25 protein-coding genes are annotated in these 23,706 nt (G+C 65.3%); 16 read left to right on the top strand and 9 right to left on the bottom strand.

Annotated elements, in window-relative coordinates; all coding sequences use genetic code 11:
• The first annotated feature begins 107 nt into the window (after window positions 1–107).
• The gene (locus ACNJX9_RS11745) at window positions 108–287 is read left to right on the top strand and encodes a hypothetical protein (RefSeq protein ID WP_439408900.1); all 180 of its coding nucleotides are present in this window, start codon (window positions 108–110) and stop codon (window positions 285–287) included.
• Between the two features lie 2 nt (window positions 288–289).
• Here the strand turns inward: ACNJX9_RS11745 and ACNJX9_RS11740 are convergent, their stop codons facing one another.
• A complete protein-coding gene (locus ACNJX9_RS11740; RefSeq protein WP_057747272.1) occupies window positions 290–733 on the bottom strand; it encodes a DoxX family protein in 444 nt (147 codons plus the stop codon).
• 95 nt (window positions 734–828) lie between these two features.
• Here ACNJX9_RS11740 and ACNJX9_RS11735 point away from each other — a divergent pair, with 95 nt between their 5' ends.
• From ACNJX9_RS11735 to ACNJX9_RS11725, 3 genes are all read left to right on the top strand, one after another.
• A complete protein-coding gene (locus ACNJX9_RS11735) occupies window positions 829–1,749 on the top strand; it encodes a LysR family transcriptional regulator (protein WP_439408898.1) in 921 nt (306 codons plus the stop codon).
• Between the two features lie 144 nt (window positions 1,750–1,893).
• The gene (locus ACNJX9_RS11730) at window positions 1,894–3,390 is read left to right on the top strand and encodes a caspase family protein (RefSeq protein ID WP_057747203.1); all 1,497 of its coding nucleotides are present in this window, start codon (window positions 1,894–1,896) and stop codon (window positions 3,388–3,390) included.
• A gap of 198 nt (window positions 3,391–3,588) precedes the next feature.
• Window positions 3,589–5,256 carry a SulP family inorganic anion transporter gene (locus ACNJX9_RS11725; RefSeq protein WP_439408897.1) on the top strand — a complete coding sequence of 556 codons (1,668 nt, stop codon included), beginning with the start codon at window positions 3,589–3,591 and terminating at the stop codon, window positions 5,254–5,256.
• On the opposite strand, the gene ACNJX9_RS11720 is transcribed toward ACNJX9_RS11725, so the two are convergent.
• From ACNJX9_RS11720 to ACNJX9_RS11710, 3 genes are all read right to left on the bottom strand, one after another.
• Window positions 5,257–5,619 carry a hypothetical protein gene (locus tag ACNJX9_RS11720; RefSeq protein ID WP_439408895.1) on the bottom strand — a complete coding sequence of 121 codons (363 nt, stop codon included), beginning with the start codon at window positions 5,617–5,619 and terminating at the stop codon, window positions 5,257–5,259.
• A 99-nt stretch (window positions 5,620–5,718) separates the two neighbouring features.
• On the bottom strand, window positions 5,719–7,053 hold the full coding sequence (locus ACNJX9_RS11715) for a Spy/CpxP family protein refolding chaperone (RefSeq protein ID WP_057747306.1): 1,335 nt from the start codon (window positions 7,051–7,053) through the stop codon (window positions 5,719–5,721).
• A gap of 95 nt (window positions 7,054–7,148) precedes the next feature.
• Window positions 7,149–8,573 (bottom strand): FAD-binding oxidoreductase, encoded by a 1,425-nt coding sequence (locus ACNJX9_RS11710; protein ID WP_057747284.1) that lies wholly within the window; start codon window positions 8,571–8,573, stop codon window positions 7,149–7,151.
• A gap of 87 nt (window positions 8,574–8,660) precedes the next feature.
• Here ACNJX9_RS11710 and ACNJX9_RS11705 point away from each other — a divergent pair, with 87 nt between their 5' ends.
• The gene (locus ACNJX9_RS11705) at window positions 8,661–9,164 is read left to right on the top strand and encodes a thioesterase family protein (protein ID WP_057747285.1); all 504 of its coding nucleotides are present in this window, start codon (window positions 8,661–8,663) and stop codon (window positions 9,162–9,164) included.
• 47 nt (window positions 9,165–9,211) lie between these two features.
• Here ACNJX9_RS11705 and ACNJX9_RS11700 read toward each other — a convergent pair whose 3' ends face one another.
• Window positions 9,212–9,382: a DUF1328 domain-containing protein gene (locus ACNJX9_RS11700; protein ID WP_027529527.1), complete on the bottom strand. Its 171-nt coding sequence runs from the start codon at window positions 9,380–9,382 to the stop codon at window positions 9,212–9,214.
• Window positions 9,383–9,621: 239 nt separating this feature from the next.
• Here ACNJX9_RS11700 and ACNJX9_RS11695 point away from each other — a divergent pair, with 239 nt between their 5' ends.
• From ACNJX9_RS11695 to ACNJX9_RS11655, 9 genes are all read left to right on the top strand, one after another.
• Window positions 9,622–12,207 (top strand): ATP-dependent helicase, encoded by a 2,586-nt coding sequence (locus ACNJX9_RS11695; RefSeq protein ID WP_439408893.1) that lies wholly within the window; start codon window positions 9,622–9,624, stop codon window positions 12,205–12,207.
• 6 nt (window positions 12,208–12,213) lie between these two features.
• Window positions 12,214–12,495 (top strand): type II toxin-antitoxin system HicB family antitoxin, encoded by a 282-nt coding sequence (locus tag ACNJX9_RS11690; protein ID WP_057747288.1) that lies wholly within the window; start codon window positions 12,214–12,216, stop codon window positions 12,493–12,495.
• 88 nt (window positions 12,496–12,583) lie between these two features.
• Window positions 12,584–13,000: a hypothetical protein gene (locus ACNJX9_RS11685; RefSeq protein ID WP_057747289.1), complete on the top strand. Its 417-nt coding sequence runs from the start codon at window positions 12,584–12,586 to the stop codon at window positions 12,998–13,000.
• On the top strand, window positions 13,000–13,668 hold the full coding sequence (locus ACNJX9_RS11680) for an OmpA family protein (RefSeq protein ID WP_439410042.1): 669 nt from the start codon (window positions 13,000–13,002) through the stop codon (window positions 13,666–13,668). Before ACNJX9_RS11685 ends, ACNJX9_RS11680 begins: the two co-directional genes overlap by 1 nt.
• 171 nt (window positions 13,669–13,839) lie before the next feature.
• Window positions 13,840–14,358 carry an Mpo1 family 2-hydroxy fatty acid dioxygenase gene (locus ACNJX9_RS11675; protein WP_057747308.1) on the top strand — a complete coding sequence of 173 codons (519 nt, stop codon included), beginning with the start codon at window positions 13,840–13,842 and terminating at the stop codon, window positions 14,356–14,358.
• Between the two features lie 31 nt (window positions 14,359–14,389).
• Window positions 14,390–15,421 (top strand): NAD-dependent epimerase/dehydratase family protein, encoded by a 1,032-nt coding sequence (locus ACNJX9_RS11670; RefSeq protein WP_439408891.1) that lies wholly within the window; start codon window positions 14,390–14,392, stop codon window positions 15,419–15,421.
• Between the two features lie 29 nt (window positions 15,422–15,450).
• Complete coding sequence (locus ACNJX9_RS11665; RefSeq protein ID WP_439408889.1) at window positions 15,451–16,077, top strand: methyltransferase family protein; 627 nt, start codon at window positions 15,451–15,453, stop codon at window positions 16,075–16,077.
• 256 nt (window positions 16,078–16,333) lie between these two features.
• Window positions 16,334–16,543 (top strand): hypothetical protein, encoded by a 210-nt coding sequence (locus ACNJX9_RS11660; RefSeq protein ID WP_057747292.1) that lies wholly within the window; start codon window positions 16,334–16,336, stop codon window positions 16,541–16,543.
• Window positions 16,544–16,687: 144 nt separating this feature from the next.
• Entirely contained in the window at window positions 16,688–17,992 is a 1,305-nt protein-coding gene (locus ACNJX9_RS11655; protein ID WP_439408887.1) for a PQQ-dependent sugar dehydrogenase, read from the top strand.
• A 3-nt stretch (window positions 17,993–17,995) separates the two neighbouring features.
• On the opposite strand, the gene ACNJX9_RS11650 is transcribed toward ACNJX9_RS11655, so the two are convergent.
• Window positions 17,996–18,820, bottom strand: a complete 825-nt coding sequence (locus ACNJX9_RS11650) for an aspartate dehydrogenase (RefSeq protein ID WP_439408886.1) — start codon at window positions 18,818–18,820, stop codon at window positions 17,996–17,998.
• Window positions 18,821–18,860: 40 nt separating this feature from the next.
• Window positions 18,861–19,778 carry a LysR substrate-binding domain-containing protein gene (locus tag ACNJX9_RS11645; RefSeq protein ID WP_439408885.1) on the bottom strand — a complete coding sequence of 306 codons (918 nt, stop codon included), beginning with the start codon at window positions 19,776–19,778 and terminating at the stop codon, window positions 18,861–18,863.
• A 123-nt stretch (window positions 19,779–19,901) separates the two neighbouring features.
• Here ACNJX9_RS11645 and ACNJX9_RS11640 point away from each other — a divergent pair, with 123 nt between their 5' ends.
• Window positions 19,902–20,975, top strand: coding sequence for a tartrate dehydrogenase (locus ACNJX9_RS11640; RefSeq protein ID WP_439408883.1), 1,074 nt, complete (start codon window positions 19,902–19,904; stop codon window positions 20,973–20,975).
• Window positions 20,976–20,982: 7 nt separating this feature from the next.
• Here the strand turns inward: ACNJX9_RS11640 and ACNJX9_RS11635 are convergent, their stop codons facing one another.
• Window positions 20,983–21,936 (bottom strand): LysM peptidoglycan-binding domain-containing protein, encoded by a 954-nt coding sequence (locus ACNJX9_RS11635; RefSeq protein ID WP_439408881.1) that lies wholly within the window; start codon window positions 21,934–21,936, stop codon window positions 20,983–20,985.
• 124 nt (window positions 21,937–22,060) lie between these two features.
• Window positions 22,061–22,681, bottom strand: a complete 621-nt coding sequence (locus ACNJX9_RS11630; protein WP_439408880.1) for a CGNR zinc finger domain-containing protein — start codon at window positions 22,679–22,681, stop codon at window positions 22,061–22,063.
• Between the two features lie 125 nt (window positions 22,682–22,806).
• Between ACNJX9_RS11630 and ACNJX9_RS11625 the strand changes: the two genes are divergently transcribed.
• Window positions 22,807–23,658, top strand: a complete 852-nt coding sequence (locus tag ACNJX9_RS11625) for an alpha/beta fold hydrolase (RefSeq protein ID WP_439408878.1) — start codon at window positions 22,807–22,809, stop codon at window positions 23,656–23,658.
• Window positions 23,659–23,706: the final 48 nt, after the last annotated feature.

The raw sequence follows: 23,706 nt of genomic DNA, 5'->3' as shown, positions 1-23,706 counted from the left end.
CGGCCTGTTGCGCGGAGAGTAGGGCCAAAGCGACGGGGCAGGCAAGGCGTGCCACGGAGCGCGATGCGCGCGCGAGCGGCAGGGGCGCCGGCACGGATTGCAGCGCAATGCCTATATTTGCCGATGTTTTCGATCATGCCGCATCGCGGCCAAGCGGCTTCCATGCAAGATTGCCGCAGATCGATCCAATTCAGGTATGGATCGATGCCGAACGCAGATTGATGGGCACGCAGCAAAAAGCTGCGGGACCGGGATCCCGCAGCTCTGTCATTTTCCGCGATCGATGAGATCAGCGCGACGGCGCGACGCTCAACTGTCCGTTCGCCGCCTCGACATCACGCGAGGGCCGCAGCGCGAAGGCGCCGTCGCCAAGCAGCGCCTGCGCAGCCAGCGCGATCGCCCAGAAGGCGGGAAATTCCCAGCCGCCCTTCGGGTTGGTGAAGAAGAAACCGGCCGCGCCATGCACGGTGAAGATCGCACCAAGCAGGACGGGAATGCCTGCCAGCGCCGCATAACGGGTCCAGACGCCGAGGATCAGGGCAATGCCGCTGAGAACCTCTACAGTCATGACCAGGTAGGCGAGTTCCGGCGGGAAGCCGAGGCTGCCGAAGAACTTTGCGGTGCCGGCGGGGGTGAAAACGAACAGTTTCAGGCTGGCATGGGCCAGGAACAGCGCGCCCAGGGTCACACGCAGCACCAGCGCGGCGTAGGGGGCGGTACGGGAATCGATCATGGCGGTCTCCATTGTTGGGCAATCTATGATCTATTCTCAGAACAATGATAATCTGCTATTTTAGAAATATACTTCACACTAACAGAGTGAAATAGGTGCTCGACCGCCTGACCAGCCTGGAAGTCTTCGCCAAGGTCGCGGCGAGCGGCAGCCTGTCGGGCGCGGCCCGGGCGATGGGCCTGTCGCAGACCATGGTGACCAAGCATGTCGCCTCGCTGGAGGCGCGGCTCGGCATCAAGCTGTTTCACCGCACCACGCGGCGGCTGTCGATCACCGAGGCCGGCCGGCTCTATCTGGAATCCTCCGAACGAATCCTCGCCGACATGGAGACGGCCGACGCCGCGGTCGCGCGCGAGCGCGTCGAGCCGCGCGGCTCGCTGCGGGTCAATGTGCCCGTCGTGTTCGGCACACGCCAGATCGCCCCGCTGATTGCCGACTTCTCGGAGCGTCACCCCGAGGTCACGATCGAGCTCGGCCTCAACGATCGCCTGGTCGATCTCGCCGAGGAGGGTTGGGACCTCGCGATCCGAATCGGCACATTGCGCGACTCCAGCATGGTGGCGCGCAAGCTCGCGCCGAACCGCCTGGTGGTCTGCGCGGCCCCTTCCTATCTCGCCAAGCACGGCACGCCGCGCAGCGTCGCCGATCTCGCCGGGCATAATTGCCTCGGCTACACGCTGTCGCAACAGGCAAGCGCCGCGGAATGGCTGTTCGGCGCGGAGGGCGAGATCCGCGTTCAGGTCTCCGGCAATCTGCGCGCCAACAATGGCGATGCGCTACGCGCGGCGACGCTGGCCGGCCTTGGCCTTGCGCGGCAGCCGACCTTCATCGTCGCCGACGATTTGCGCGCCGGCACGCTGGTCGCGCTTCCGCTCGACCAGCCGGAGGTGCAGTCATCTGCCGTGCATGCGGTCTACCTGCCCGACCGTCGTCCGCCGGCAAAGGTGCGCGCCTTCATCGATTTCCTCGCCGCGCGCTTTGCGCCGGACCCGCCGTGGGACCACGGCCTGTTCTGACGCTGCACGGTGCAACACGTCGGCTCCGGCATACGCCCTGCCCAATCGCCGCTCGTTGCAACGTGAGCCAGCGCACAGACGCAGCAATGGCGGACGATTAGAAAAGGTGACATTCTTGCACCCATTGCCAGTGGAGGTGACCCCATGCGCCGTCCAGTCCTTTGCAATTTGATCCTTGCCTCCGGTCTCCTTGCGCTTACCCAGTTGATGACGCCGACGGACGCTGCGGCCGAAGCCCGGCTTGCATTGGTGATCGGCCAGTCCGCCTATCGCACGGTGCCGGAGCTGCCCAACGCCGCCAATGATGCCAAGGGCATGGCCGAGCTGCTCGGCAATGCCGGCTTCACCGTCACGGCAGCACCGAACCTCGCGCAGAACGAGATGCGCCAGGCGATCTCGGATTTCGCCGGCAAGGTCAGTGCCGCCGGCGCCGACACCGTCGCGCTGGTGTTCTATGCCGGGCACGGCCTGCAGATCGACGGCGAGAACTATCTCGTGCCTGTCGATCTCGACCCCAAGCGCGAGGCGGACATTCCGCTGCAGGGCGTGCGGCTGAACGACCTGCTCAACACGCTCGGCGCGCTGCCGACGCGGGCGCGCATCTTCATGCTCGATGCCTGCCGCAACAACCCGTTCCCGGCGCTCTCGGGTGCCGGCCACGGGCTCGCGATCGTCGACACCAAGGCCGGCGCACCCGGCTCGTTCATTTCGTACTCGACTTCGCCCGGCGCCGAGGCCGAGGACGGCGATGGCACCGACAGTCCCTACACCACGGCCGCCCTGACCGTCGCCAAGCAGCCGAACATTCCGATCGAGGAAGTGTTCAAGCGCATCCGCATCGCGGTGGCGCAGTCGACCGACGGGCGCCAGATTCCCTGGGAAAGCTCGTCGCTGACGACCGACTTCAAGTTCTTCGGCGAGAGCAGCGGCCAGCCGCCTGCGCCGGGCGCAAATTCGATGGCGCTCGCCAGTGCCTCGCGCAGCGTCGCTGACTGGCGCAAGGATTTGCAGGGTAAGGATGCCAAGGTCGCCTATGATCTCGTGATCGCCGACGACACGGTGGAAGCCTATCAGGCCTATATCGAACTGTACGCGCAGGATGTCCGCACGCCGCGCTTGCGCACCGTCATGGAGCGCCGGCGTCAGATGCTGGCGTGGGACCGCGCCGTGGCGATCAACACCCGTGCATCCTATGAGGCTTATCTGGCGAACTGGGACAACAGCGATCTCGCCGCAACCGCGCGGCGGCTCCTGCTCCGCGTGCAGAACCGCAACTATGCCTTACCGGTTGCCGCCGCTGCGGTCCCGGTCGCCGTCGCGATGGCGCCGACCTGCCCATGCTCGGCACCGACCCCGCCGGCATCGACGCCGATCAACCCGACGGTTGCGCCCATCATCAAGAAGCGCGTCGACGACACGCCGCCGCCCTCAAAGCGCAAGGTCGCCGACACACCGCCGAAGCGCAAGCCGCCGACTGATGAAGTCGTCGAGCGCGCGCCACCTCAACAAGGCCCGCCACCCGCCGCCATCATGCAAGGCATCGGCATCGGTGTCGGGATTGGCATGGGAATGGGCATGGGCGGCGGCCGCGGTGGCGGCGAGATGGGACACGGCGACTACGGTCGCAGCAACAGATACTGAGGCTATTGATCGCGAAGCGGAGGGCAAACTCGCCCTCCGTCATTGCGAGCGCAGCGAAGCAATCCAGAGTCTTTCCGCGGAGGAATTCTGGATTGCTTCGCTGCGCCCGCAATGACGACGGAGAGGCCGTGGCCTGCCCCTTGCGGAAATGCTGTAGTCTCACCGGCCGACTCAGGCCTTTCCCGGGACACCACATCGATGCCGCAAGACCCTCACGCCAGAAGCTCATGGCCGCTGTTTCGATCGCTCGCGTCCTATGCCCTGCCCGGCGATCTCATGGCGGGACTGACGCTCGCGGCGATCGCCATCCCCGAGCAGATGGCGACCGCGCGGCTCGGCGGCTTTGCGCCGCAGATCGGCTTCTTCGCCTTCATGGCCGGCTCGCTCGGATTTGCGCTGCTCGGCGGCAATCGCTTCCTGTCCTGCGGTGCCGATTCCACGATCACGCCGATTTTTGCCGGCGGGCTCGCGGCGCTCGCCACGACAGGTTCACCTGAATATCAGGTCCTTGCCATCGCGCTGGCCTTGATGGTCGGCGCGATGATGCTCGCCGGCGGTGCGTTCCGGCTCGGCGGCATCGCCAATCTCTTGTCGATGCCTGTCATGGTCGGCTTCCTCGCCGGCATCTCCGTCCACATCATCGTGTCGCAATTGCCTGGCGTGCTCGGACTGGACTCGCCTGGTGGTCCGACGCTCGACCGCATCGGTGTGCTCGCGAGCGAGATCGGGCGCACCAATCCCATCACGTTGTGCATCGGCCTCGGCGTGCTCGCCGTGGTCTTCATCTCCGAGAACGTCAGCGCAAAAATTCCCGGCGCGCTGATCGGCCTCGTCGGCGCGACGCTGGCCACCGTCGCGCTCGATCTCGAGAGCAAGGGCGTCAACGTGGTCGGCACAGTGCCGGGCACGCTGCCACGGCCGACCTTGCCCGACCTCGCACCGGAACTGTGGGTACGTCTCGTGCCGCTCGCCTTCGTCATCACAGTTGTTGTGATGGTGCAGACGGCGGCGACGACGCGGTCGTTTCCGTCCGATCCCGATAAGCCCGCCGATGTTGATCGCGACTTTCTTGGCGCAGGCGCCGGCAGCGTGCTGTCAGGCCTGTTCGGCGCGTTTCCGGTCAATGCCAGCCCGCCGCGCACCGGCATCGTGGCCGAAACCGGCGGACAATCGCAGCTCGCAGGCCTTGCCGCGGCGGCGATCGTGCTGGCGCTGCTCGCATTCGGCACCGGATTGTTGCGACACGTTCCGGACGCTGCGCTTGGCGGCATCCTGCTGTTTGTGGCGCTGCGGATCATCCGCGTGCAACAGATCGTGACGATCTATCGCCAGTCGTTCAGCGAGTTCCTGCTGATCGTGGCCACCGCCGCGCTGATCATCGTGCTGCCGATCCAGCAGGGCGCCTTTCTCGGCATCGTGCTGTCGCTGCTGCACGGCATCTGGAGCACGACGCGCGCGAGATTGGTGGAGTTCGAACGCGTGCCGGGCACCACGATCTGGTGGCCGGCGCATCCGCACATCACCGGCGAGCGTGTCGCGGGTGTCGCCGTGATCGGGCTCCAGGCGCCGCTGTCCTTTCTCAACGCCCCGGGCTTCCGCAGCGACGTGACCAAGGTTTTGGGCACGTCGGCACCGCAATTGCTGGTGCTGGAGGCGAGCGGCATGGTCGAGATCGACTTTACTGCGGCGCAGATCCTGCTCGACGTCTTCAAGGTGTGCAACGCGCAAGGCGTCACGGTCGCGGTGGCACGGCTGGAATCGCTGCGCGCGCAGGAGGCGTTCGAGCGCTTCGAATTGTACGGTGCCCTGCCGAAGGAGCACGTCTTCCACAGCGTGGATGAGGCCGTGCACAAGCTGGCGAAATAATCACTGCACCAAGGTGGGATGATCCCGCTGCGCCGTCTCGCGGATCCAGCTGGTGTGGATCGCGCGGAACAGGATCTGCGCGGTCTTGAGATCGTTCGCCGTCATGCACAGATTGACGATCCGATGCACGGCGTCGTCGCGCATCAGGCCGTCGGAGATCTTCATGGCGATCTCCATTGCCGCCTTCGCCGCGCGCTCATAACGAGCATTCTCGCTCTTGTCGTTTCGCGCAGCGGCGATGGCGGTCTGGGCCGCGGCGTCGCAGATGGCGCGGATGCGCGCGGCAGCTTCGATGTCGCCGAGCGGCGATTCGATCGCTTCGTCCCAGATGTCCGCCCGCTTCTGCCTCGCGAACCACTTCATCGCCTCACCGCCGATTGACCGCGCTTCAGGCTCACTCAGCATAGAGAGCCCAACCGGGATCGGCGAGGCGATTTTTGCGGTACAGTTTCTCGGGCGCGTTCAGGACGTCCGACGCGGTCCGATGGCCTCGAACTGCGCCTTCTGCTCGTCACTGAGCGTGCCGTAGAAATCCTCCAGCGCGGCGCGAACCGACTTGACGCCGTCCAGCATGACATCGAGCCGCTTGCGGACCGCTGCCATGCGCGCCGGTGGCGTCATCACGTCGGCCGGCTGGCACGCCGCCTTCAGCGATGCGCTGGCCCTGGCGCTCGTGTCCTGGAGCACTTGCAGCGCGGCGCGCTGGGTGTCGCTCGGACGAAGCCTCGCCTCGATGTCGGCACCGGGCCAATCGAGCGCGGCGGGCGTACCGCAATTCTGGATCAGCGACGTCCCGGCACTGCCGGAATCCGTCGCGCGCCGCTGGTTTTCGGCGAGCGCGTTGAAGCGCAGCTTCTGTTCGTCGGTCAGCGAGCCGTAGAATTTATCGAGCGCGGGCTGCACGAGATCGACGGCCTTCTCCATCGCCTCGATGCGCTGCTGCATCGCCGCCAGCCGGCCGGGTGCCGTCGCCGCGACCTGCGTCGGGCAGGAGGCGCGGATGATCCCGGCCGCATCGATCGAGGCATTGCCGAGCTCGTCGAGGCTTGCACCTTGCGTTTCGGTCGGCTGTACCGCGGCGGCAATCTGGTCGATCGGCAGACCGACGATCTCGCGGCGATCGCTGCCGCAAAGCTGATCCAGCGCCACACCACGCGCTTGCCGGCGACCCTGCGGCCGCGACGGCAGATAGGCTGACAAACCGTCATAGCCATAGGGCGCGAACAGGCCTGCATAGATGTCCGGATAGCCGTAGCCCCAGAAACCGAGACCGTCGCCCCAGATCGTGTAGTCGTAGAGATCGTTGTAGGCGAACGGCCAGAACAGCGGTCCGACCCAGCCGTAACCGCCTCCTGGATGTTGCCACCATCCGCTGCTTGCACCATGCCAGCCGGCAAGCGCCGCCGCCGCTGCGATCTGGGCGCGCGCCGCGGGATTGCTGATCAGCCGACCGTTGCGGAAAGCACTGGAATGCAGATTGAGTGCACTGCGGAAATGCGCCGGGCCGACGGCCGCATTGCGAATCCGACCGAAGTTCGGACCGCCATGTCGCGCGCCCGCCGCAAAGCGGGGTCCGCCATGATGCCCGCCACCATGCGCGTGCCCACCACCATGACCACCACCATGATGACCACCACCATGTCCGCCGCCATGAAAATGGCCACCGCCGTGCCCGCCGCCGTGACCACCACCGCCGTGACCACCACCGCCATGGCCGCCTCCGCCTTTACCCAGAGCCGTGCCCGCCAGCACGCAGGCAAGCGCCGCAGCGGCGAGTCCAATGACCGGTCGCAACATCGCATCCTCCGAAAGAAGCCGCGCCATGGAGGCATCGGAAATTGTTCGGGAGACGGAACCGGCGTGGCCGCGGAAAGTTCCGCGGGCGCGACAGGCTACGCCTCCGGCACGATCTTGCCGGGGTTGAAGATGTTTTGCGGATCGAGTGCCTTTTTCAGCGCGCGCATCGCATCGAGCGCCTCGGGGCCGAGCTCGGCCTTGAGGTATTTCTGCTTGCCCTGGCCGATGCCATGCTCTCCGGTGCAGGTTCCGTCCATTGCCTGGGCGCGCTCGACCAGGCGATGCATGAACTCCTCGCCGCGCGCCATCTCGTCGGCGTCGTTGGTGTCGCAGACCAGCGAGCAGTGGAAATTGCCGTCGCCGACATGGCCGACGATCGGCGACAGCAAATTGAGACGCTTGAGATCTTCCTCGGTCTCGCTGACGCAATCGGCAAGCCGCGAGATCGGCACGCAGACATCGGTTGCGACCACGCCGATGCTGTCGCCGGGGCGGAGTGCCTTGACGGACCAATAGGCATCGTGGCGCGCCTGCCAAAGTTTCGTGCGATCCTCCGGCTTGGTGGTCCAGGAGAAATCGCCGCCGCCGCAGTCCTTGGCGATCTCGCCGAACGCCTTGGACTGCTCGGCGACCTCGATCTCGCTGCCGTGGAATTCCATCAAGAGCAGCGGCGTCTCCGGCAGCGTCAGCTTCGAATAGGCGTTGCAGGCCTTGACCTGCGCGGCATTGAGCAGCTCGATGCGCGCCACCGGAATGCCGGTCTGGATTGCCAGGATCACGGCCTGACACGCCCCGTGCACGGACACGAACGAGACCGCGCCCGCCGCGATCGTCTCGGGGATGCCGCGCAGACGGATGGTCAGCTCCGAGATGATGCCGAGCGTGCCTTCGGCACCGACGAACAGATGCGTCAGGTCGTAGCCGGCGGACGATTTCTTGGCGCGCGTCCCTGTGGTGATGATCTCGCCGTCGCCGCGCACCACCTTCAGCGCCAGCACGCTGTCGCGCATGGTGCCGTAGCGCACCGCATTGGTGCCTGAGGCACGCGTCGAAGCCATGCCGCCGAGCGAGGCATCGGCGCCGGGATCGATCGGGAAGAACAGGCCCTGGTCGCGTAAGTGCTCGTTGAGCGCCTTGCGGGTCACGCCGGGCTGGATCACGCAATCAAGGTCCTCGGCATGCACCGCGAGCACCTTGTTCATGTCGCGCAGATCGATCGAGATGCCGCCGGCGGGCGCGTTGACCTGACCTTCGAGCGAGGTGCCGGTGCCGAAGGGAATGACGGGCACGCCGTTCCTTGCGCAGATCCGCACCACGTCCTGGATGTCGGCGGTCTCCTGCGCCATCACCACGCCGTCGGGCGGCTGGTTGACGATCCATGTGGTGGTGTGGCCGTGCTGCTCGCGGACGGCCTGCGAGGTGATGAGGCGGTTGCCGAAGCGTGCGGCAAGCTGCTCCAGCGCGCTCGCGAGGGCTTTCGGCTCCGGCCGCGGCGGATTATTGGTGATGGTCGTACCCACGGATCGTCCTCCCGACAGAACAAACCGTGGCAAAGGACATCTGACCGGTCAAGTCAAGCGACCGGACGCATAGCCAGGGAATGAGACATGCCGGAGAGTGCCGCTTCGAAGCCCGCCGAGCCGTTCAGAAGCTCGATCATGCAGATCGAGCCGCAATGGATCGACTATAACGGCCATCTCAACATGGCCTATTACAACGTGATGTTCGACCGGGCGATCGACGAGTTCTGGCTCGAGCTCGGGATTGGTCCGGTCTACAAGAACGAGCGCCACGGCTCGACCTTCACCGCCGAATGCCATGTGCGCTATTTGCGCGAGATCCATCTCGGCGATCCCGTGCAGATCCTGGTGTGGCTGCTGGCCGCCGACGACAAGCGGCTACATACGTTCGAGGAGATGAGGCATGGGACGGAGGGCTGGCTGTCGGCCACCTCCGAGAACATGTCGCTGCACATGGACATGAAGGCGCGGCGCGTTGCGCCGTTTCCGCCCGACATCCAGCAGCGCATCGCGGGCATTGGCAGGACCCATAGCGCCCTGGCGCAGCCCGAGGGCATCGGCCGCAGCGTGGCGATGCCAGTCAAACGCTGATGCCCGGCGCTTGCCTCACCTCTCCCAGCGGCGAGAGGTGAAGGGCGCTAGATCCTGCGGCCGCGGGCCAATCCGACCACGGCCGAGACCAGGAACAGGACGACCGCGATGAAGAAGATGATCTTGGCGATCTCGACCGAGGCGCCGGCGATGCCGCCGAAGCCCAAGATGCCGGCGATCAGTGCGATAACCAGAAACGTCACAACCCAGCCTAGCATGGTCAAACCCTCGTCTTGATGTCTGTCGGCGATCGGCGCGGCTGCCCGCGCCACCTATCCAGACAATCTCGACGCGGGAACGATGGTTCCGGCACGCATAACGGCGAAATTCGCAGCTCGCGCTGGAACAAATCGGGCCGCCGTGCACGTGGAAAACCTCTCCCCGCCGCCCCATATAGGCGCTAATCCCTGTTAAGAAGGCTCCCTCCCGTCACCCCGCGGTGCCATCGTGGGGCCAAATGATTCGCATGACCGAGCCGAGCAAGATCACAGGCGTACCCGACCACCAGCCCGCAGCCGGCGGCATCGCCGCGCGTGCGCGCGCCTCGGTGGGCCCGAAATACCTCACCGGACTCAATCCGGAGCAGCGCGAAGCTGTCGAAACGCTGGACGGCCCGGTCCTGGTGCTGGCCGGTGCCGGCACCGGCAAGACGCGCGTGCTGACCACGCGCATCGCCCATATCCTGAGCCAGGGCCGCGCCCGCCCCGCCGAGATCCTGTCGGTGACCTTCACCAACAAGGCCGCGCGCGAGATGAAGCACCGGCTCGGCCAGATGCTCGGCCACGCCGTCGAAGGCATGCCGTGGCTCGGCACCTTCCACTCCATCGGCGGCCGCATCCTGCGCTTCCATGCAGAGCTGGCGCAGCTCAAGTCGAACTTCACCGTGCTCGATGTCGACGACCAGGTGCGGCTGCTCAAGCAACTGCTGCAGGCCGAGAACATCGACGACAAGCGCTGGCCGGCGCGGATGCTCGCCGGCCTGATCGACGGCTGGAAGAACCGCGGCCTGATGCCGTCACAGGTGCCCTCGGGCGAGGCCGCGATGTTCGCCAACGGCAAGGGCGGCAAGCTCTATACGAGCTACCAGGAGCGGCTGAAGATCCTGAACGCCGCCGATTTCGGCGATCTGCTGCTGGAAAACATCCGCATCTTCCGCGAGCACCCGGATATCCTGCGGCAGTATCAGCAGCGCTTCAAATTCATCCTGGTCGACGAGTATCAGGACACCAACGTCGCGCAATATCTGTGGCTGCGGCTGCTGTCGCAAGCGCCGGGGGCGGCGAAGCCCACCACTCCCGCCGTCGTTCCGGGGCAGGCCGAAGGCCTGAACCCGGAATCCGGAGATGAGTCCTCGGCTGGAGATTCCGGGTCTGCGCCTCCGGCGCATCCCGGAATGACGGTGGCTCCCTCAGGCCCCACCAAAAACATCTGCTGCGTCGGCGACGACGACCAGTCGATCTATGGCTGGCGGGGTGCCGAGGTCGACAACATCCTGCGCTTCGAGCACGATTTTCCGGGCGCAAAAGTCATTCGCCTCGAGCGCAATTACCGTTCGACCGGCCACATCCTCGCCGCCGCCTCGCATCTGATCGCGCACAATGAAGGCCGGCTCGGCAAGACGCTGCGCACCGAGGACGTCGAGGGCGAGAAGGTCACGGTGACGGGCTCGTGGGATTCGGAAGAGGAAGCTCGCGGCATCGGCGAGGAGATCGAGCAGCTGCAGCGCCAGGGCGAGAAGCTCAACGAGATCGCGATCCTCGTGCGCGCGTCCTACCAGATGCGCGAATTCGAAGACCGCTTCGTCACGCTCGGCCTGCCCTATCGCGTCATCGGCGGCCCGCGCTTCTACGAGCGGGCCGAGATCCGCGATGCGCTGGCGTACCTGCGCGTTATCAATTCGCCGGCCGACGATCTCGCCTTCGAGCGCATCGTCAACGTGCCCAAGCGCGGTCTTGGCGATGCCACCATCCAGTTGCTGCACGATCACGCCCGCAAGCGGCGGATTCCGCTGTTCGAAGCGGCGCGCGCCGTGGTCGAAACCGACGAGCTGAAGCCGAAGGCGCGCGGATCCCTGCGCGACGTCGTCGCCCAGTTCGATCGCTGGCGCGCCCAGCGCGAGGTCACCGCGCATACGGACCTCGCCCAGATCGTGCTCGACGAGAGCGGCTACACCGAGATGTGGCAGAAGGACCGTTCGGCCGATGCCGCGGGCCGGCTGGAGAACCTCAAAGAGCTGGTGCGCTCGATGGAGGAGTTCGAGAACCTGCAAGGCTTCCTCGAGCACATCTCACTGGTGATGGACCGCGAGGGCGGCGCCGAGGACGACGCGGTGTCGCTGATGACGCTGCACTCCGCCAAGGGCCTCGAATTCGACAACGTGTTCCTGCCCGGTTGGGAAGAAGGCCTGTTCCCGAGCCAGCGCACGCTGGACGAACAGGGCCGCGCGGGACTTGAGGAAGAGCGCCGGCTCGGCCATGTCGGCCTGACCCGTGCCCGCCGCCGCGCCATGATCTATTTCGCGACCAACCGGCGCATCCATGGCACCTGGTCCACCACGATCCCGTCGCGCTTCCTCGACGAATTGCCGGCGGCCAATGTCGAGATCACGGAATCCAAGGGCGGCTCGGCCTGGGGCGGCACCGGCGGCTACGGCGCCTCGCGCTTCGACGACATGGAGGCGTTCGGATCAAGCTACACCACGCCGGGCTGGCAGCGCGCCCAGGCCAACCGAGAAGGCAACCGCAATCGTGGCGGCGGTCGAAGCGGCAGCTTCGAGGAGGAAGCCGCGACATTCTCCACGTCGTCGTCTTCAGGCCCCGATTTCGGCAGCTTCTCCTCGCGCCGCCGCGGTCCCCTGACGATCGAAGGCGAGCTGGTCGCGAAATCCACCGGCACGACCTCGGAATTCTCGCTGTCCGACCGCGTCTTCCACCAGAAATTCGGCTACGGCCGCGTCACCAAGATCGACGGCAACAAGCTCACCATCGCCTTCGACAAGGCCGGCGAGAAGAAGGTCGTGGACAGTTTTGTGCAGCGGGCGTGAGCCTGCATGCCTCGGTACGTTGCCATCATCGAAGACAATGGCCCTGATGACGTCAGCCTGTGGTTTCCCGACCTGCCCGGCTGCATCTCCGGCGGCGACGACGTCGAGGAGGCGCTGGAGAGCGCGCCCGACGCGATCACGTTCTATGCGGAGGAGCTGATCGAGAACGGCCGCGAGCTTCCTCCGCCCAGGACATTGGACGAGCTGAAGGCCGCCCCGGAATTTGCCGAGGCGATCCGGAACCACACGGCCGTCCTGATCGAGTGGCCACCCCTCGCTGCGGAGTGAGGACTGTTCGCCGCACTCGCCGGGCTCCTGACAGTTCGGGGGCGATCAGCCCTTGACCATGGCGAACTTCCCCGTATCAGATGCAATCATGGTCCGGGGCTTCGTCACATCAGTCGTGCTTGCATTGGGGATGCCGTCGCTCGCGACGGCGGAGACCATGAGCTTTGGCGATTCGATCGGGCTGCTGGCCAGGAGCTGCGGCGCGGAAATCGTCGCCAATTGCCGCGGCGTCAATCCTGATTCCACGCGCCTGAAGGAGTGTCTGTCCCGCAACCGGGACGTGCTCTCCCAACAGTGCCTGAGCGACTACCTCACCGCGTTCGACGCCATCCAGAAGCGCGTCGCCGCCCGCGTCACCGTGGCGAACGCCTGCCAGCGCGAGATCGTCAAGGTCTGCGGCGGCTCGACCAAGGAGACCAGCAAGTCGATCCCCTGCCTGGTCTCGACGCCTAAGGGCATCAGCAACAACTGCCTGAAGGCCGTCGACGAGGCGGGGTATCGATGATGCGCGCAACCGGGCACATCGCCGCGGGCATCGGCATCGCGTTGGGCCTCGCGCTGCTCGCCGGCGCAGCCTTTGCACAGACTGCGCCGACCCGCGACGATATCGTCGGCAAGCTCAATCATTTCGAGGAGACCCCTGAGGTCGACTTCCCCGCGCTGAAGCAGCAGGTGATGGAACGGGCCAAGGCCAGGATCAAGAACGATCCGGGTCCGGTGAACCGGCCGCCGATCGCGCCTGACCTCGCCAAGCTGCCCGCCTTCAATGCGCAGATCCAGTTCGACGCCGACACGCCGATCATCCAGCCGGAATCCTACCAGACCGTCGGCCGGATCGCCGACGCGCTGGTTCACGCCTCGCTGCTGCCCTATACGTTCCTGATCGTCGGCCACGTCGAATCCAGTTCGAAGACGCGCGAGGCCAACGCGATCCTGAGCCAGCGCCGGGCCGATGCAATCCGCGACGTACTGGTGAACACGTTCAAGATTTCGACCAAGCGGCTGCAGCCGATCGGTCTCGGCGAGGAGCAGTTCCTCGACCGTGCCAAGCCGACCTCACCCGTCAACGGCCAGTTGCAAATCCTGACCTTTGCCAAAGTGCCCGAAGAAGCGCCCGCGCATCCCGCAACAGCCCCTGCGCCTGCGGCGAAAAAGCCCGCCAAGAAGCATTAAGCGTGCAGACTTCGCGGCCAACGGAACCCCTTGAAGTTCTGATTATTTTGTGACCTGTCTCACAGCGCGACAACAAGGCCTTGCGCGACAATAGTGCCGGTTTGTGCGCTGCCCTCCCAGGTGCTATAGGCTGTTTTCGCCCTTCCCGACCCCGTGCTGCATGAGACCAAGATGGGTGGCTTGTTTCAACGCCAACTTGCCGTTTATGTCGAGTACCATCGCGATCCCCGGAACACGGCGATGCATGTGGTGGGCATCCTCCTGCTGTTCACCGGCGCGGTGATGCCGCTGACGCTGGTGAAGGTCCCGCTGTTCGGGTCCGAGGTCAGCCTTGCGGTGCTCCTGGCCTTGCCGGTTCTGATCTACTGGCTGCTGCTCGATGTGGCGCTCGGGGCCGGCATTCTGGCGGTCTCCATCGTGCTGTTCTCGATCGCATCGACCATTGCGGCGCAAGTGAGCACCGTGACGATGTGGGCGGTCTTCGCCGCCCTGGTCGTGCTCGGCCTCGCCGCGCAGACCATCGGCCACAAGGTTTTTGAGGGGCGCGAAGCCTCGTTGTTCACGTTTCCGTCGCATTTGTTGCTGGGACCGATGTTTGTCATGGCAAAATTGTTCATTGCACTGGGCTTCCGTCGCGACCTTGCCGCGATTCTGGCGCCTCTTCCGGCCAACTCCCTTTCAACCCGATAGCTTTCTCAAGCGGAACAGCAAAACCTACTTCATGGCTCTCGTACTGGTTACCGGTGGCAGCGGTTTCATCGGACAGCATCTCGTCGAAGCGCTCCGCGCCCGTGGGCAGCGGGTGCGCGTGCTCGATGTCCGCCCGCCGGCGACCGCGAATGCGGACGTCGAGTATGTGCCCGGCTCGGTGCTCGACGCTGCGACAGTCGATGCTGCGGTTTCCGGGGTAGATCAGGTCTATCACCTTGCCGGCCTGCCCGGCATGTGGGTCGCCAACAAGCAGGACTTCCACGACGTCAATTTCCGCGGCACCGAGGTCGTGCTTGCGGCTGCGATGAAGCGCAACGTCTCGCGCTTCCTGCATTGCTCGACGGAATCGATCCTGTTCCCCTACGCCAACCTCAACGGCGTGGCCGCCGAGGAAGCCTTGCAGCCGGCCGACGCAATGCCCGGCGCCTATACGCGTTCGAAATCGCTCGCGGAGCATCACGCGGCGAAGGCCGCGGCCAGCGGCTTCCCGCTCGTGATCGGCACTCCGACCATGCCGATCGGCGCTGCCGACCACAATCTGACGCCGCCGACGGCGATGCTGTGGTACTTCCTGCAGAAGAAGGTGCAGCCGCATCTCGACTTCCTGGTCAATCTCGTCGACGTCCGCGACGTCGCCATGGGCCTGGTGCTGACGATGGAGCGTGGCCGCATCGGCCAGCGCTACATCCTCGGCGGCGATTGCGTCAGGCTCGGGCAGATCCTGCGAATGATGTCGGCGATGAGCGGTCGGCGGCATCTTCCGATCGTCGTTCCCGGCAAGATCGCCGAACTCTCCGCGATCTTGCTCGAGAAGATATCTGATCACATCACGCATCGTCCGCCCAACGGCACCGCCGAGGGCGTGCGCATCGCGCTTGCCGCGAGCGACCTTTCGATCGGCAAGGCCCGTGACGAGCTGGGCTATGCGCCGCGCCCGATCGAGCCGGTGCTGCGCGAAACCATCACCCATCTGCTCGCCCGCGGCGGCCAGGCCGCCTCCGATGCCATCGAGCATCACGCGCTCTCCTCGCGCGCGAGCTGATCTGCTCCCCAACCCAAAGAACCTTCCTTATGTCCTTCGATTCCAACAAGCTTCTGTCGATCGCCTGGGGTGGCTGGACCACGACCTGGCCGACCGAACTCCTGGCCCTGATCTGGCTCGCCTTTCTCGCCAGCTGGGTGGGCGCCTCGTTCTGGCAGGGGCGGACCAAGAAGCAGGTCATGACGCTGGAGTCGCAGCGCTATCGCCTGCCGATCCTGGTCGGCGGCATCCTGTACACGCCCTTCATTGCCGAGGTGATGGGCTGGAAGCCGCTCTGGGTGCTGGGCAACACCGGCATCACCATCGCCGCGGTCCTCTCGATCGCCGGCATCGCCTTCGCCTGGTGGGGACGGCTGCATCTCGGAAAGTTCTGGTCCAACACCATCACCCACAAGGAAGATCACCGCGTCATCGACACCGGGCCCTACGGCATCGTGCGCCATCCGATCTACACCGGGCTGATCTTCGGCATGCTGGTGACCGGCGTTGCGATCGGCCTGGTGACGACCATCCTCGGCGCCATCCTGATCTCGCTCGGCATGTGGCAGAAGGGCCGGATGGAAGAGGTGTTCCTGTCGAAGGAACTCGGCGAGGACGCCTACGGCGCCTATTGCCGCCGTGTGCCCATGATCATCCCGTTCACGTCGCCGCGGTGAGAGCGTGCATCACTGCTAATCCGTCATCCTGAGGTGCGAGGTTCGCGATGCGCATGCATCGCGAGCCGAGCCTCGAAGGATGCACGGCCGAGATGCAGCCGGGCCGTTCATCCTTCGAGGCTCCCCATGGCGCGCGTTGCGCGCCCTGGCTCGCACCTCAGGATGACGGATTGGTAAGCGCGGGATCAGGCAGGAACCGCCTCTCCCCTCACCCGTTAGCCCTGCGACACCTGCACCAGACGCAGAGCATCGCGCCATGTCGGACGCCTATGATTATTTTCGTGCGCACGCGATTGCGGCAGTCCGCAAGGCGCGCGCGCTGCCGCCAGGGCGGCCGAAGCTGAAGCAGCGCACGGTCGCGCGCGTCTATCATCTCCTCGCCAAGGAGGCCGCGTTCACCCCGAACGTTCATCACCTCGACGATTTCAGGCACGCGCGACGGGCGGAGCGGCAGGTCCGGCACTGATCAGCATCTCCTATGCAAATTCGATCAGCAGCCATTCCCCGGGAATAGACACCGGGCCAGTTCCGCCCCGGTTGACCTTTTGACCGCCACCCAGTTGGATGCGCGCGCAAAATGGGCGCGACCAAACTTCGACAGGGGCTTCGCATGACCTTTTCCAGCATCTTCGCGCAGTTCGTCGCAGTCCTCGGTGGCATCGCGCTGCAATGGCGGAAGCTGACCGGCACCGAGGCCGCGCCGGCCTGGGGCCAGACGCCGGCCATTCCCGAAGCCAAGCCGCAAGGCGCGATCCCGACCCTGAAGATGCCGACCGCGCGCGGCTGGAGTCAGGGCCAGAAGCCGACGGCCGCAGCCGGGCTCAAGGTCAACGCGTTCGCGACCGATCTCGACCATCCCCGCTGGATCGAGGTGCTGCCCAGTGGCGACGTGCTGATCGCTGAAGCGACGCAGATCGCAGGCCCCCCGCGCAGCGTATTCCACTATGCGATGCAGGCAACGATGCGCCGTGCCGCGGCGCTCGGCGTCTCCGCCAACCGTATCACGCTGCTGCGCGACAAGGATGGCGACGGCGTCGCGGAAGTTCGCGGCGCCTTCATGGAGAACCTCAACCAGCCGTTCGGCATGGCGCTGGTCGGCGACACCTTCTATGTCGGCAACACCGACGGTGTGATGGCCTTTCCTTACGTCGCCAATGCCGATCGCATCACTGCGCCGGGCAAGCGGCTCACCACGTTCAAGCCGAGCGGCCACTGGACGCGCAGCCTGCTCGCAAGTCCCGACGGCAAGAAGCTCTATGCCGGCGTCGGCTCGCTCAGCAACATCGCCGAGATGGGCATGGAGGTGGAGGAAGGCCGGGCCGCGGTGTACGAGCTCGATCTCGCCGCCGGTACCCATCGCATCTTCGCGAGCGGCCTGCGCAATCCGGTCGGGCTTGCGTGGGAGCCGAACACCGGCGCGCTCTGGACCGTCGTCAACGAGCGTGACGGACTCGGCGACGAGACGCCGCCGGACTATCTCACGTCAGTGCGCGAGGGCGGCTTCTATGGCTGGCCTTATTGCTATTGGGGCAAGACGGTGGACGACCGCGTGCCGCAAGATCCGGCGATGGTCGCCAAGGCGATTCAACCTGATTACGCGCTCGGCGGCCATACTGCGTCGCTCGGCCTGTGCTGGATGCCCGCAGGCACCTTGCCGGGGTTCGGAGACGGCATGGTGATCGGCCAGCACGGTTCGTGGAATCGCAGCACGCTGTCCGGCTACAAGCTGGTGTTCGTCCCGTTCGCGAACGGCAAGCCCTCCGGCCCCGGCCGCGACATCCTGTCGGGATTCCTGTCCCCGGACGAGAAGGAATCCTACGGCCGCCCGGTCGGCGTCGTGATCGGCCCCGACAAGAGATCGCTGCTGATGGCCGACGACGTCGGCAACGTGATCTGGCGCGTGACGGGCGCTTAAGAATTACGTCCCAACGCTCAGCGTGGCGCGCTGCTTGCGGAGCAGTGCGATCACCGACAGCGCGGTGATCATCCCGGTCTTGGGATTTTCGGACGGGATGTTCTCGATGCCCATCGAGAATCGCGCCGAATCCGCTTCGACCTCGATGCGATGAACATTGCGCGTCACAGTGGGATCGGCCCAGACCTGGATCTGGGTGCGGTCGGGCCCGATGCCCGCCAAGGATAGCGCCACGGCGACATTGACGTTGGCAGGAAAGCCCTTTGCGGCGTCGCGCGCGCTGCCCTCGAACAGCTTGAGCGGCTCGCGCAGACTATCGATGTCGATGTTGTTCTGAACGATGAACGGCGCGCCTCTCAGCCCGTCGATCGGCTTGCGCGTGACCATCTTCACCGAATGGATGGTGCCGAGCGCGGCGGCGTTGACGGCATCGAGCCCGATCAGCGCGCCGGTCGGGACAAGAATGCGGCCGCCCTTGGCGCGGGCGAGATCGATGAGATCAAAATTGTCGAGCAAACCGCCGACGCTGACCACGACCGCGGACCTGCCTCGCTTCACCGCGGGCTCCACGATCGCGCGCAACTGGCTGCTCGGCGCGCACTCGACCACGATGTCGGCGACCTCGCCGAGCTGATCGATCGGCAGGATTTGCGGCTGGTGACGCAGGCCACCCAGATACGCCTGATGCTTGGCGGGATCGCGCAGGGCCACGGCTGACAGCATCAACCCCTCGATTCCATGATCGAGCGCGGTCGCGATCTTGCTGCCGATCGAACCCAGCCCGGCGATGGCCACCCGCAACTCGTTCGAAGCTTTCTGCCCAGTCATCGCGTCATACCTCTTTTGTCCAAGCCCGTGTCATAGCCCCTCACGCCTCCCGCGCATAGGAGCGCAGGCGCGCCTCCAGCACCGCCAGCATGGCATCGCGGGCCGGATCATTTGAGCCGCGCAGCCAGGCCGCCGCTAGCGGCAGCCGGCCGGCCGGGCCGCTCTGCCTCAGTCGGAGCGGCACGAAGCGCACACCCGAAACCGCCATCCGCGTGGTCCAGCGCGGCACGATGGCAACGCCGAGCTTGGTTGCCACGAGATTGATGATGGTCTGCTTCTCGTCCGCGACTTGCACGATGCGCGGCGTCAGGCCCACCTGCTCGAACAGCTTGACGGTGAGGTTGTAGCTGTCCGGCCGCGAACGGCGATCCGGCACCAGCATCGCCTCGCCCGCAATGTCCGCCAGCGTGATCGATTTCCGTGCCGCGAGCGCATGGCGCTGCGGAAACGCCACGATCGCGGTTTCCTGAAGCAACGGGCGAAACTCGAGCCGTTTGTCCGCCCGATCGGGCGGACGGACGAAAGCGAGATCGAGCGCGCCGGTCAGGATCTTTGGCAACAGCCTGACGGTCTTGTCCTCCAGAAGCTGGACCGAAACTTCGGGATGCCTGCTGCGGAAGTCACGCAGCAGCGGCGGCACCAGCCCCGCCGCAGCGCTGTCGACGGCGCCGATCCGCAGCCGTCGCGCTGCGCCCGCGCGGGAGCGATTGCGCAGATTGCTCTCGACCGCCTCCACCTTGGCAAGGATTGCGCGGGCATCACGCAGCAAGGTGGTGCCGTCCTCGGTGAGCGAGACAGCCCGGGTCGTGCGCGCGAATAGTCGCGTTCCCAGATCCTCTTCCAGCAGACGGATTTGGCGGCCGAGCGCAGATGGCAGCATCTGCAAATGCTGCGCGGCGCGGCCGAAATGCAGCTGCTCGGCCGCCGCCACGAAGCATCGGAGCTGATGCAATTCCATCAAACATTCCCTCGTCCCACCAAGCGATGATTATATCATTTTTTTGTATAAACCAGCGGCAATTGAATCCGCCTCATAGCCCGGCCTAAGCTTACCGCGCGACATCCCAAACGGAGCCTTCCCATGCGCACACATTCGATCGCAGCCATTCCCGCCGACGGCATCGGTCCCGAGGTGATCTCGGCCGGAATCCGCGTGCTTGAGGCCTTGGCGAAGCGCAGCGGTGACATCGCCTTCAATGTCAAAACCTTCGACTGGGGCTCGGACTATTACAAGAAGCACGGCGTGATGATGCCGGCCGATGGGCTCGCCGAGCTGAAGAAGTTCGACGCGATCTATTTCGGCGCGGTCGGCGCACCTGACGTGCCCGATCACATCACGCTGTGGGGCCTGCGCCTGCCGATCTGCCAGGGCTTTGACCAATACGCCAATGTGCGGCCGACCAAGATTCTGCCGGGCGTGGCCTCGCCGCTGCGTAACGTCGGCGTCGGCGATCTCGACTGGGTGATCGTGCGCGAGAATTCGGAAGGCGAATATGCCGGCATGGGCGGCCGCGCGCATAGAGGCCTGCCCGAGGAGGTCGGCACCGAAGTCGCGGTCTTCACCCGTGTCGGCGTCAGCAGGATCATGCGCTACGCGTTCCAGCTCGCGCAGTCGCGTCCGCGCAAGTTCCTGACCGTGGTCACCAAGTCGAACGCGCAGCGCCACGGCATGGTGATGTGGGACGAGATCGCCGCGGAAGTCGCGACCGAATTCCCTGACGTGACCTGGGACAAGATGCTGGTCGATGCCATGACCGTGCGCATGACGCTGCATCCGAAGAGCCTCGACACCATCGTTGCGACCAACCTCCACGCCGACATCCTCTCGGACCTCGCCGGTGCACTCGCAGGCAGCCTCGGCGTGGCGCCGACCGGCAACATCGATCCGCAGCGCCGCTTCCCCTCGATGTTCGAGCCGATCCACGGCTCGGCCTTCGACATCACCGGCAAGGGCATCGCCAATCCGGTCGCGACGTTCTGGACCGGCGCGCAGATGCTGGAGCATCTCGGCGAGAAGGACGCGGCCGCGCGGCTGATGAAGGCGGTCGAGCAGGTCTGCGCCGCCGGCGTGCTGACGCCTGACGTCGGCGGCAAGGCGACGACGAAGGACGTGACCGACGCCGTGATCGACGCGATCCACTGCTCGAACGTCTGAGGGCAAGCTACTTCTTCCGCACCGAAGGTGCCGCCGGCGGCGGCGCCGCCATTGCGGCTGCGGTGTCCGGCGGCGCCAAATGTCTGGGCACGACGATGGACTGGCCCGGCGTGAGCGTGGCGTTCTCGACCAGCGAGTTGCTCTGCGCGATGGCCCAGACCGGCACGCGATGGGTTGCCGCGATGCTCTCCATCGTATCGCCGGTGCGGACCGGTATGCGCACGCCGCTGTCCCACAATTCAACGAGCGTGTCCCCAGGGACCTGATAGCGCAGCGGCACGGCGTCAGCCTGGGTCTGCGCCTGGATACGCGGCAACTGCGTCACCATGTCGACGATCTGGCGATGGATGTCGTCCGACTTCTCGATGTTGATGTGCGTGACGCGGCCGTTCAGCTTCAAATCGTAGCTGGCATAGTGGCCGCGAAAGCCAGGTACCGCCACCACATCGCCGCCACCGAGCACGCTGTCGGACAGGAAGATGTTGATGAAGCGCTCGACATTGAGCGGCACGTCGTCGGTTGCGTGCGCGGGGTCGATGGCGATGACGAGGCTGATCGGGATGTTCTCCTTGGCTGCCATCTCGGAGATGATGACCGAGCACAGCCCACCCATGGAATGGCCAATCAGCACGATCGGCGCCGGGCTCTCCTTGTAGCTGTCGATCGCGCGATTGCCGATCAGCCGGCACAAGGTGAATTCGTAGACGTCGGCCGAGAAGCCGGCCTTGGTCAGCTTCTCGCTGAGCCGATCGATGCCGGTCGAGAAGAACGGCCCCATGGCGCCGCGGAACAGATAAATCTTCGGCGGCGGCAGCGGCTCGACCGGCGGAGCCGGAGGCGGCAGCGCGACCACCGGGACTGCAGCCGGCTTTGGCTTTGCGGGTGAGGCCGCAGCCAGACCGGGATTGAAGGCGAGCAGCGCGCAAGCTGCCAACACCACAAGTCGCCTGGGATCAATCATCAAGTCCTACAGTCCCACCACGGGAGGCAGGGGCCTCCCCGCGGCGGTTCTTGACCGCCGATTGGGTGGTTTTTGCGGCACGAAACCGGCCCGGTCAACCGGCTCCGTGGGCGCGATCAGCTGATCACTGCCGGCTCTTGAGCCTGCTGCGATGCGCCGCCTGTTTGGCTCGGTTGCCGCAGACCGCCATGATGCACCATCGCCGCGCGCGGCGACGGGTGTGGTCCGCGAACAGCATCGTGCAATTATGGCCCTCGCACGCCTTCACGTCGGAAAAGTCTTCGTCGCAGACGAACTTCGCCATCGCCTCACCGATCGGCAACAGCAGCGACCGTGGTGATCGCCAGTGCCGCGTGGTCCGCAACGCAAGGCCACGATGGCTGTCGTCCTGCCGCGGTTCGATCCGGCTGAAGACCTCGTCCTGTTCCAGGAGGCTGTTCAGCGGACCGAGCTCCTTGAGCGCCGTCGCCGCGAGCGGTCGGCCCGCATGCTTGCGGACAAAGCCCCTGAACCATTCGCGCAAGGCCCGCGCCTGATCGGCAACTTTGTCCAACTCACCAGGCTTTGCGCGTGCCCTCAACGCCTCCAGTTCGTCCGTGGGCACCAGCTTCGCCTGCGCCAGCCAATCGATCAGCCCATCGCCATCGTTGATCCAGTCGACCGGCGTATCGACCGGCGTCGCGATCGAATTGAGGAAATCCAGCCCGAGGGAGTCGGCGATGAATACGGCAGGCGGTCTGTCCATGGGTGATCCCTGACGATTCCGGGTGGGCATGGCCACGTAACCATCAAATTAGCAGTTGACAAGTTACTAATATCAAAATAACCGTATTAATGCCAATTAGCAGGTTACTCGAAATGGAGAGGCTCATGGCCCGCACGACCTATCGCACCGCCGACGTCGACGGCTTCAAGGTGTTCTATCGCGAGGCCGGCCGCGTCGGCGCGCCGAAGCTTCTGCTGCTGCACGGGTTCCCGAGCGCAGGTCACATGTTCCGCGACCTGATCCCGCTGCTGGCGGACAAGTTTCACATCGTTGCACCTGATCTTCCCGGCTTCGGCCAGTCGGACATGCCTTCGCGCGAAACCTTCAGCTACAGCTTCGACAACATTGCGCGCGTGATCGAGCGCTTCACCGAGGTGATCGGCTTCGATCGATTCGCCGTCTACGTCTTCGACTACGGCGCGCCGACCGGCTTCCGGCTCGCGCTCAGCCATCCCCAAAGGATCACCGCGATCATCTCGCAAAACGGCAATGCCTATGAGGAGGGCCTCAGCGACGGCTGGACGCCGATCAAGGCCTATTGGCAGGATCCCTCGCCCGCCAATCGCGAGGCGCTGCGCGGCTTTCTCACACCGGATGCGACACGCTGGCAGTATACGCATGGCGTCCCAGATCCGACGGCCGTATCGCCTGACGGCCAGAACCTCGACAATTTCTACCTGGCACGCCTTGGCGCCGATGAGGTGCAGCTCGATCTGATCGGCGACTACAAGAGCAATGTCGCTCTCTATCCCGCGTTCCAGGACTATTTCCGCAAGCACAAGCCGCCCATCCTTGCGGTCTGGGGCAAGAACGATCCGTTCTTCATCCCGCCCGGCGCAGAAGCGTACAAGCGCGACAATCCAAATGCGGTGGTGAAATTCCTCGACACCGGACATTTCGCGCTGGAGACGCACGCAAGTGAGATCGCGGAGGCCATCCGCGCCTTTCTCGCATAGCGAACGCGCGACCACGGCGTTACGGCAGCGCGGACAAGACAAGGCCGC

The organism is Bradyrhizobium sp. BLXBL-03 (assembly GCF_051853015.1).
In the GTDB taxonomy this organism is placed as follows: Bacteria; Pseudomonadota; Alphaproteobacteria; order Rhizobiales; family Xanthobacteraceae; genus Bradyrhizobium; species Bradyrhizobium manausense.
This window is presented reverse-complemented; position numbering and strand designations above follow the sequence as displayed.

Coding starts and splice junctions, on each gene's coding strand:
- ACNJX9_RS11660 (WP_057747292.1), top strand. CDS start 16,334: ATGTCGGACGCCTATGATTATTTTCGTGCGCACGCGATTGCGGCAGTC.
- ACNJX9_RS11635 (WP_439408881.1), bottom strand. CDS start 21,936: ATGATTGATCCCAGGCGACTTGTGGTGTTGGCAGCTTGCGCGCTGCTC.
- ACNJX9_RS11655 (WP_439408887.1), top strand. CDS start 16,688: ATGACCTTTTCCAGCATCTTCGCGCAGTTCGTCGCAGTCCTCGGTGGC.
- ACNJX9_RS11700 (WP_027529527.1), bottom strand. CDS start 9,382: ATGCTAGGCTGGGTTGTGACGTTTCTGGTTATCGCACTGATCGCCGGC.
- ACNJX9_RS11705 (WP_057747285.1), top strand. CDS start 8,661: ATGCCGGAGAGTGCCGCTTCGAAGCCCGCCGAGCCGTTCAGAAGCTCG.
- ACNJX9_RS11730 (WP_057747203.1), top strand. CDS start 1,894: ATGCGCCGTCCAGTCCTTTGCAATTTGATCCTTGCCTCCGGTCTCCTT.
- ACNJX9_RS11645 (WP_439408885.1), bottom strand. CDS start 19,778: ATGGAATTGCATCAGCTCCGATGCTTCGTGGCGGCGGCCGAGCAGCTG.
- ACNJX9_RS11720 (WP_439408895.1), bottom strand. CDS start 5,619: ATGAAGTGGTTCGCGAGGCAGAAGCGGGCGGACATCTGGGACGAAGCG.
- ACNJX9_RS11695 (WP_439408893.1), top strand. CDS start 9,622: ATGATTCGCATGACCGAGCCGAGCAAGATCACAGGCGTACCCGACCAC.
- ACNJX9_RS11745 (WP_439408900.1), top strand. CDS start 108: ATGCCTATATTTGCCGATGTTTTCGATCATGCCGCATCGCGGCCAAGC.
- ACNJX9_RS11640 (WP_439408883.1), top strand. CDS start 19,902: ATGCGCACACATTCGATCGCAGCCATTCCCGCCGACGGCATCGGTCCC.
- ACNJX9_RS11630 (WP_439408880.1), bottom strand. CDS start 22,681: ATGGACAGACCGCCTGCCGTATTCATCGCCGACTCCCTCGGGCTGGAT.
- ACNJX9_RS11690 (WP_057747288.1), top strand. CDS start 12,214: ATGCCTCGGTACGTTGCCATCATCGAAGACAATGGCCCTGATGACGTC.
- ACNJX9_RS11675 (WP_057747308.1), top strand. CDS start 13,840: ATGGGTGGCTTGTTTCAACGCCAACTTGCCGTTTATGTCGAGTACCAT.
- ACNJX9_RS11665 (WP_439408889.1), top strand. CDS start 15,451: ATGTCCTTCGATTCCAACAAGCTTCTGTCGATCGCCTGGGGTGGCTGG.
- ACNJX9_RS11670 (WP_439408891.1), top strand. CDS start 14,390: ATGGCTCTCGTACTGGTTACCGGTGGCAGCGGTTTCATCGGACAGCAT.
- ACNJX9_RS11650 (WP_439408886.1), bottom strand. CDS start 18,820: ATGACTGGGCAGAAAGCTTCGAACGAGTTGCGGGTGGCCATCGCCGGG.
- ACNJX9_RS11680 (WP_439410042.1), top strand. CDS start 13,000: ATGCGCGCAACCGGGCACATCGCCGCGGGCATCGGCATCGCGTTGGGC.
- ACNJX9_RS11740 (WP_057747272.1), bottom strand. CDS start 733: ATGATCGATTCCCGTACCGCCCCCTACGCCGCGCTGGTGCTGCGTGTG.
- ACNJX9_RS11625 (WP_439408878.1), top strand. CDS start 22,807: ATGGCCCGCACGACCTATCGCACCGCCGACGTCGACGGCTTCAAGGTG.
- ACNJX9_RS11685 (WP_057747289.1), top strand. CDS start 12,584: ATGGTCCGGGGCTTCGTCACATCAGTCGTGCTTGCATTGGGGATGCCG.
- ACNJX9_RS11725 (WP_439408897.1), top strand. CDS start 3,589: ATGCCGCAAGACCCTCACGCCAGAAGCTCATGGCCGCTGTTTCGATCG.
- ACNJX9_RS11715 (WP_057747306.1), bottom strand. CDS start 7,053: ATGTTGCGACCGGTCATTGGACTCGCCGCTGCGGCGCTTGCCTGCGTG.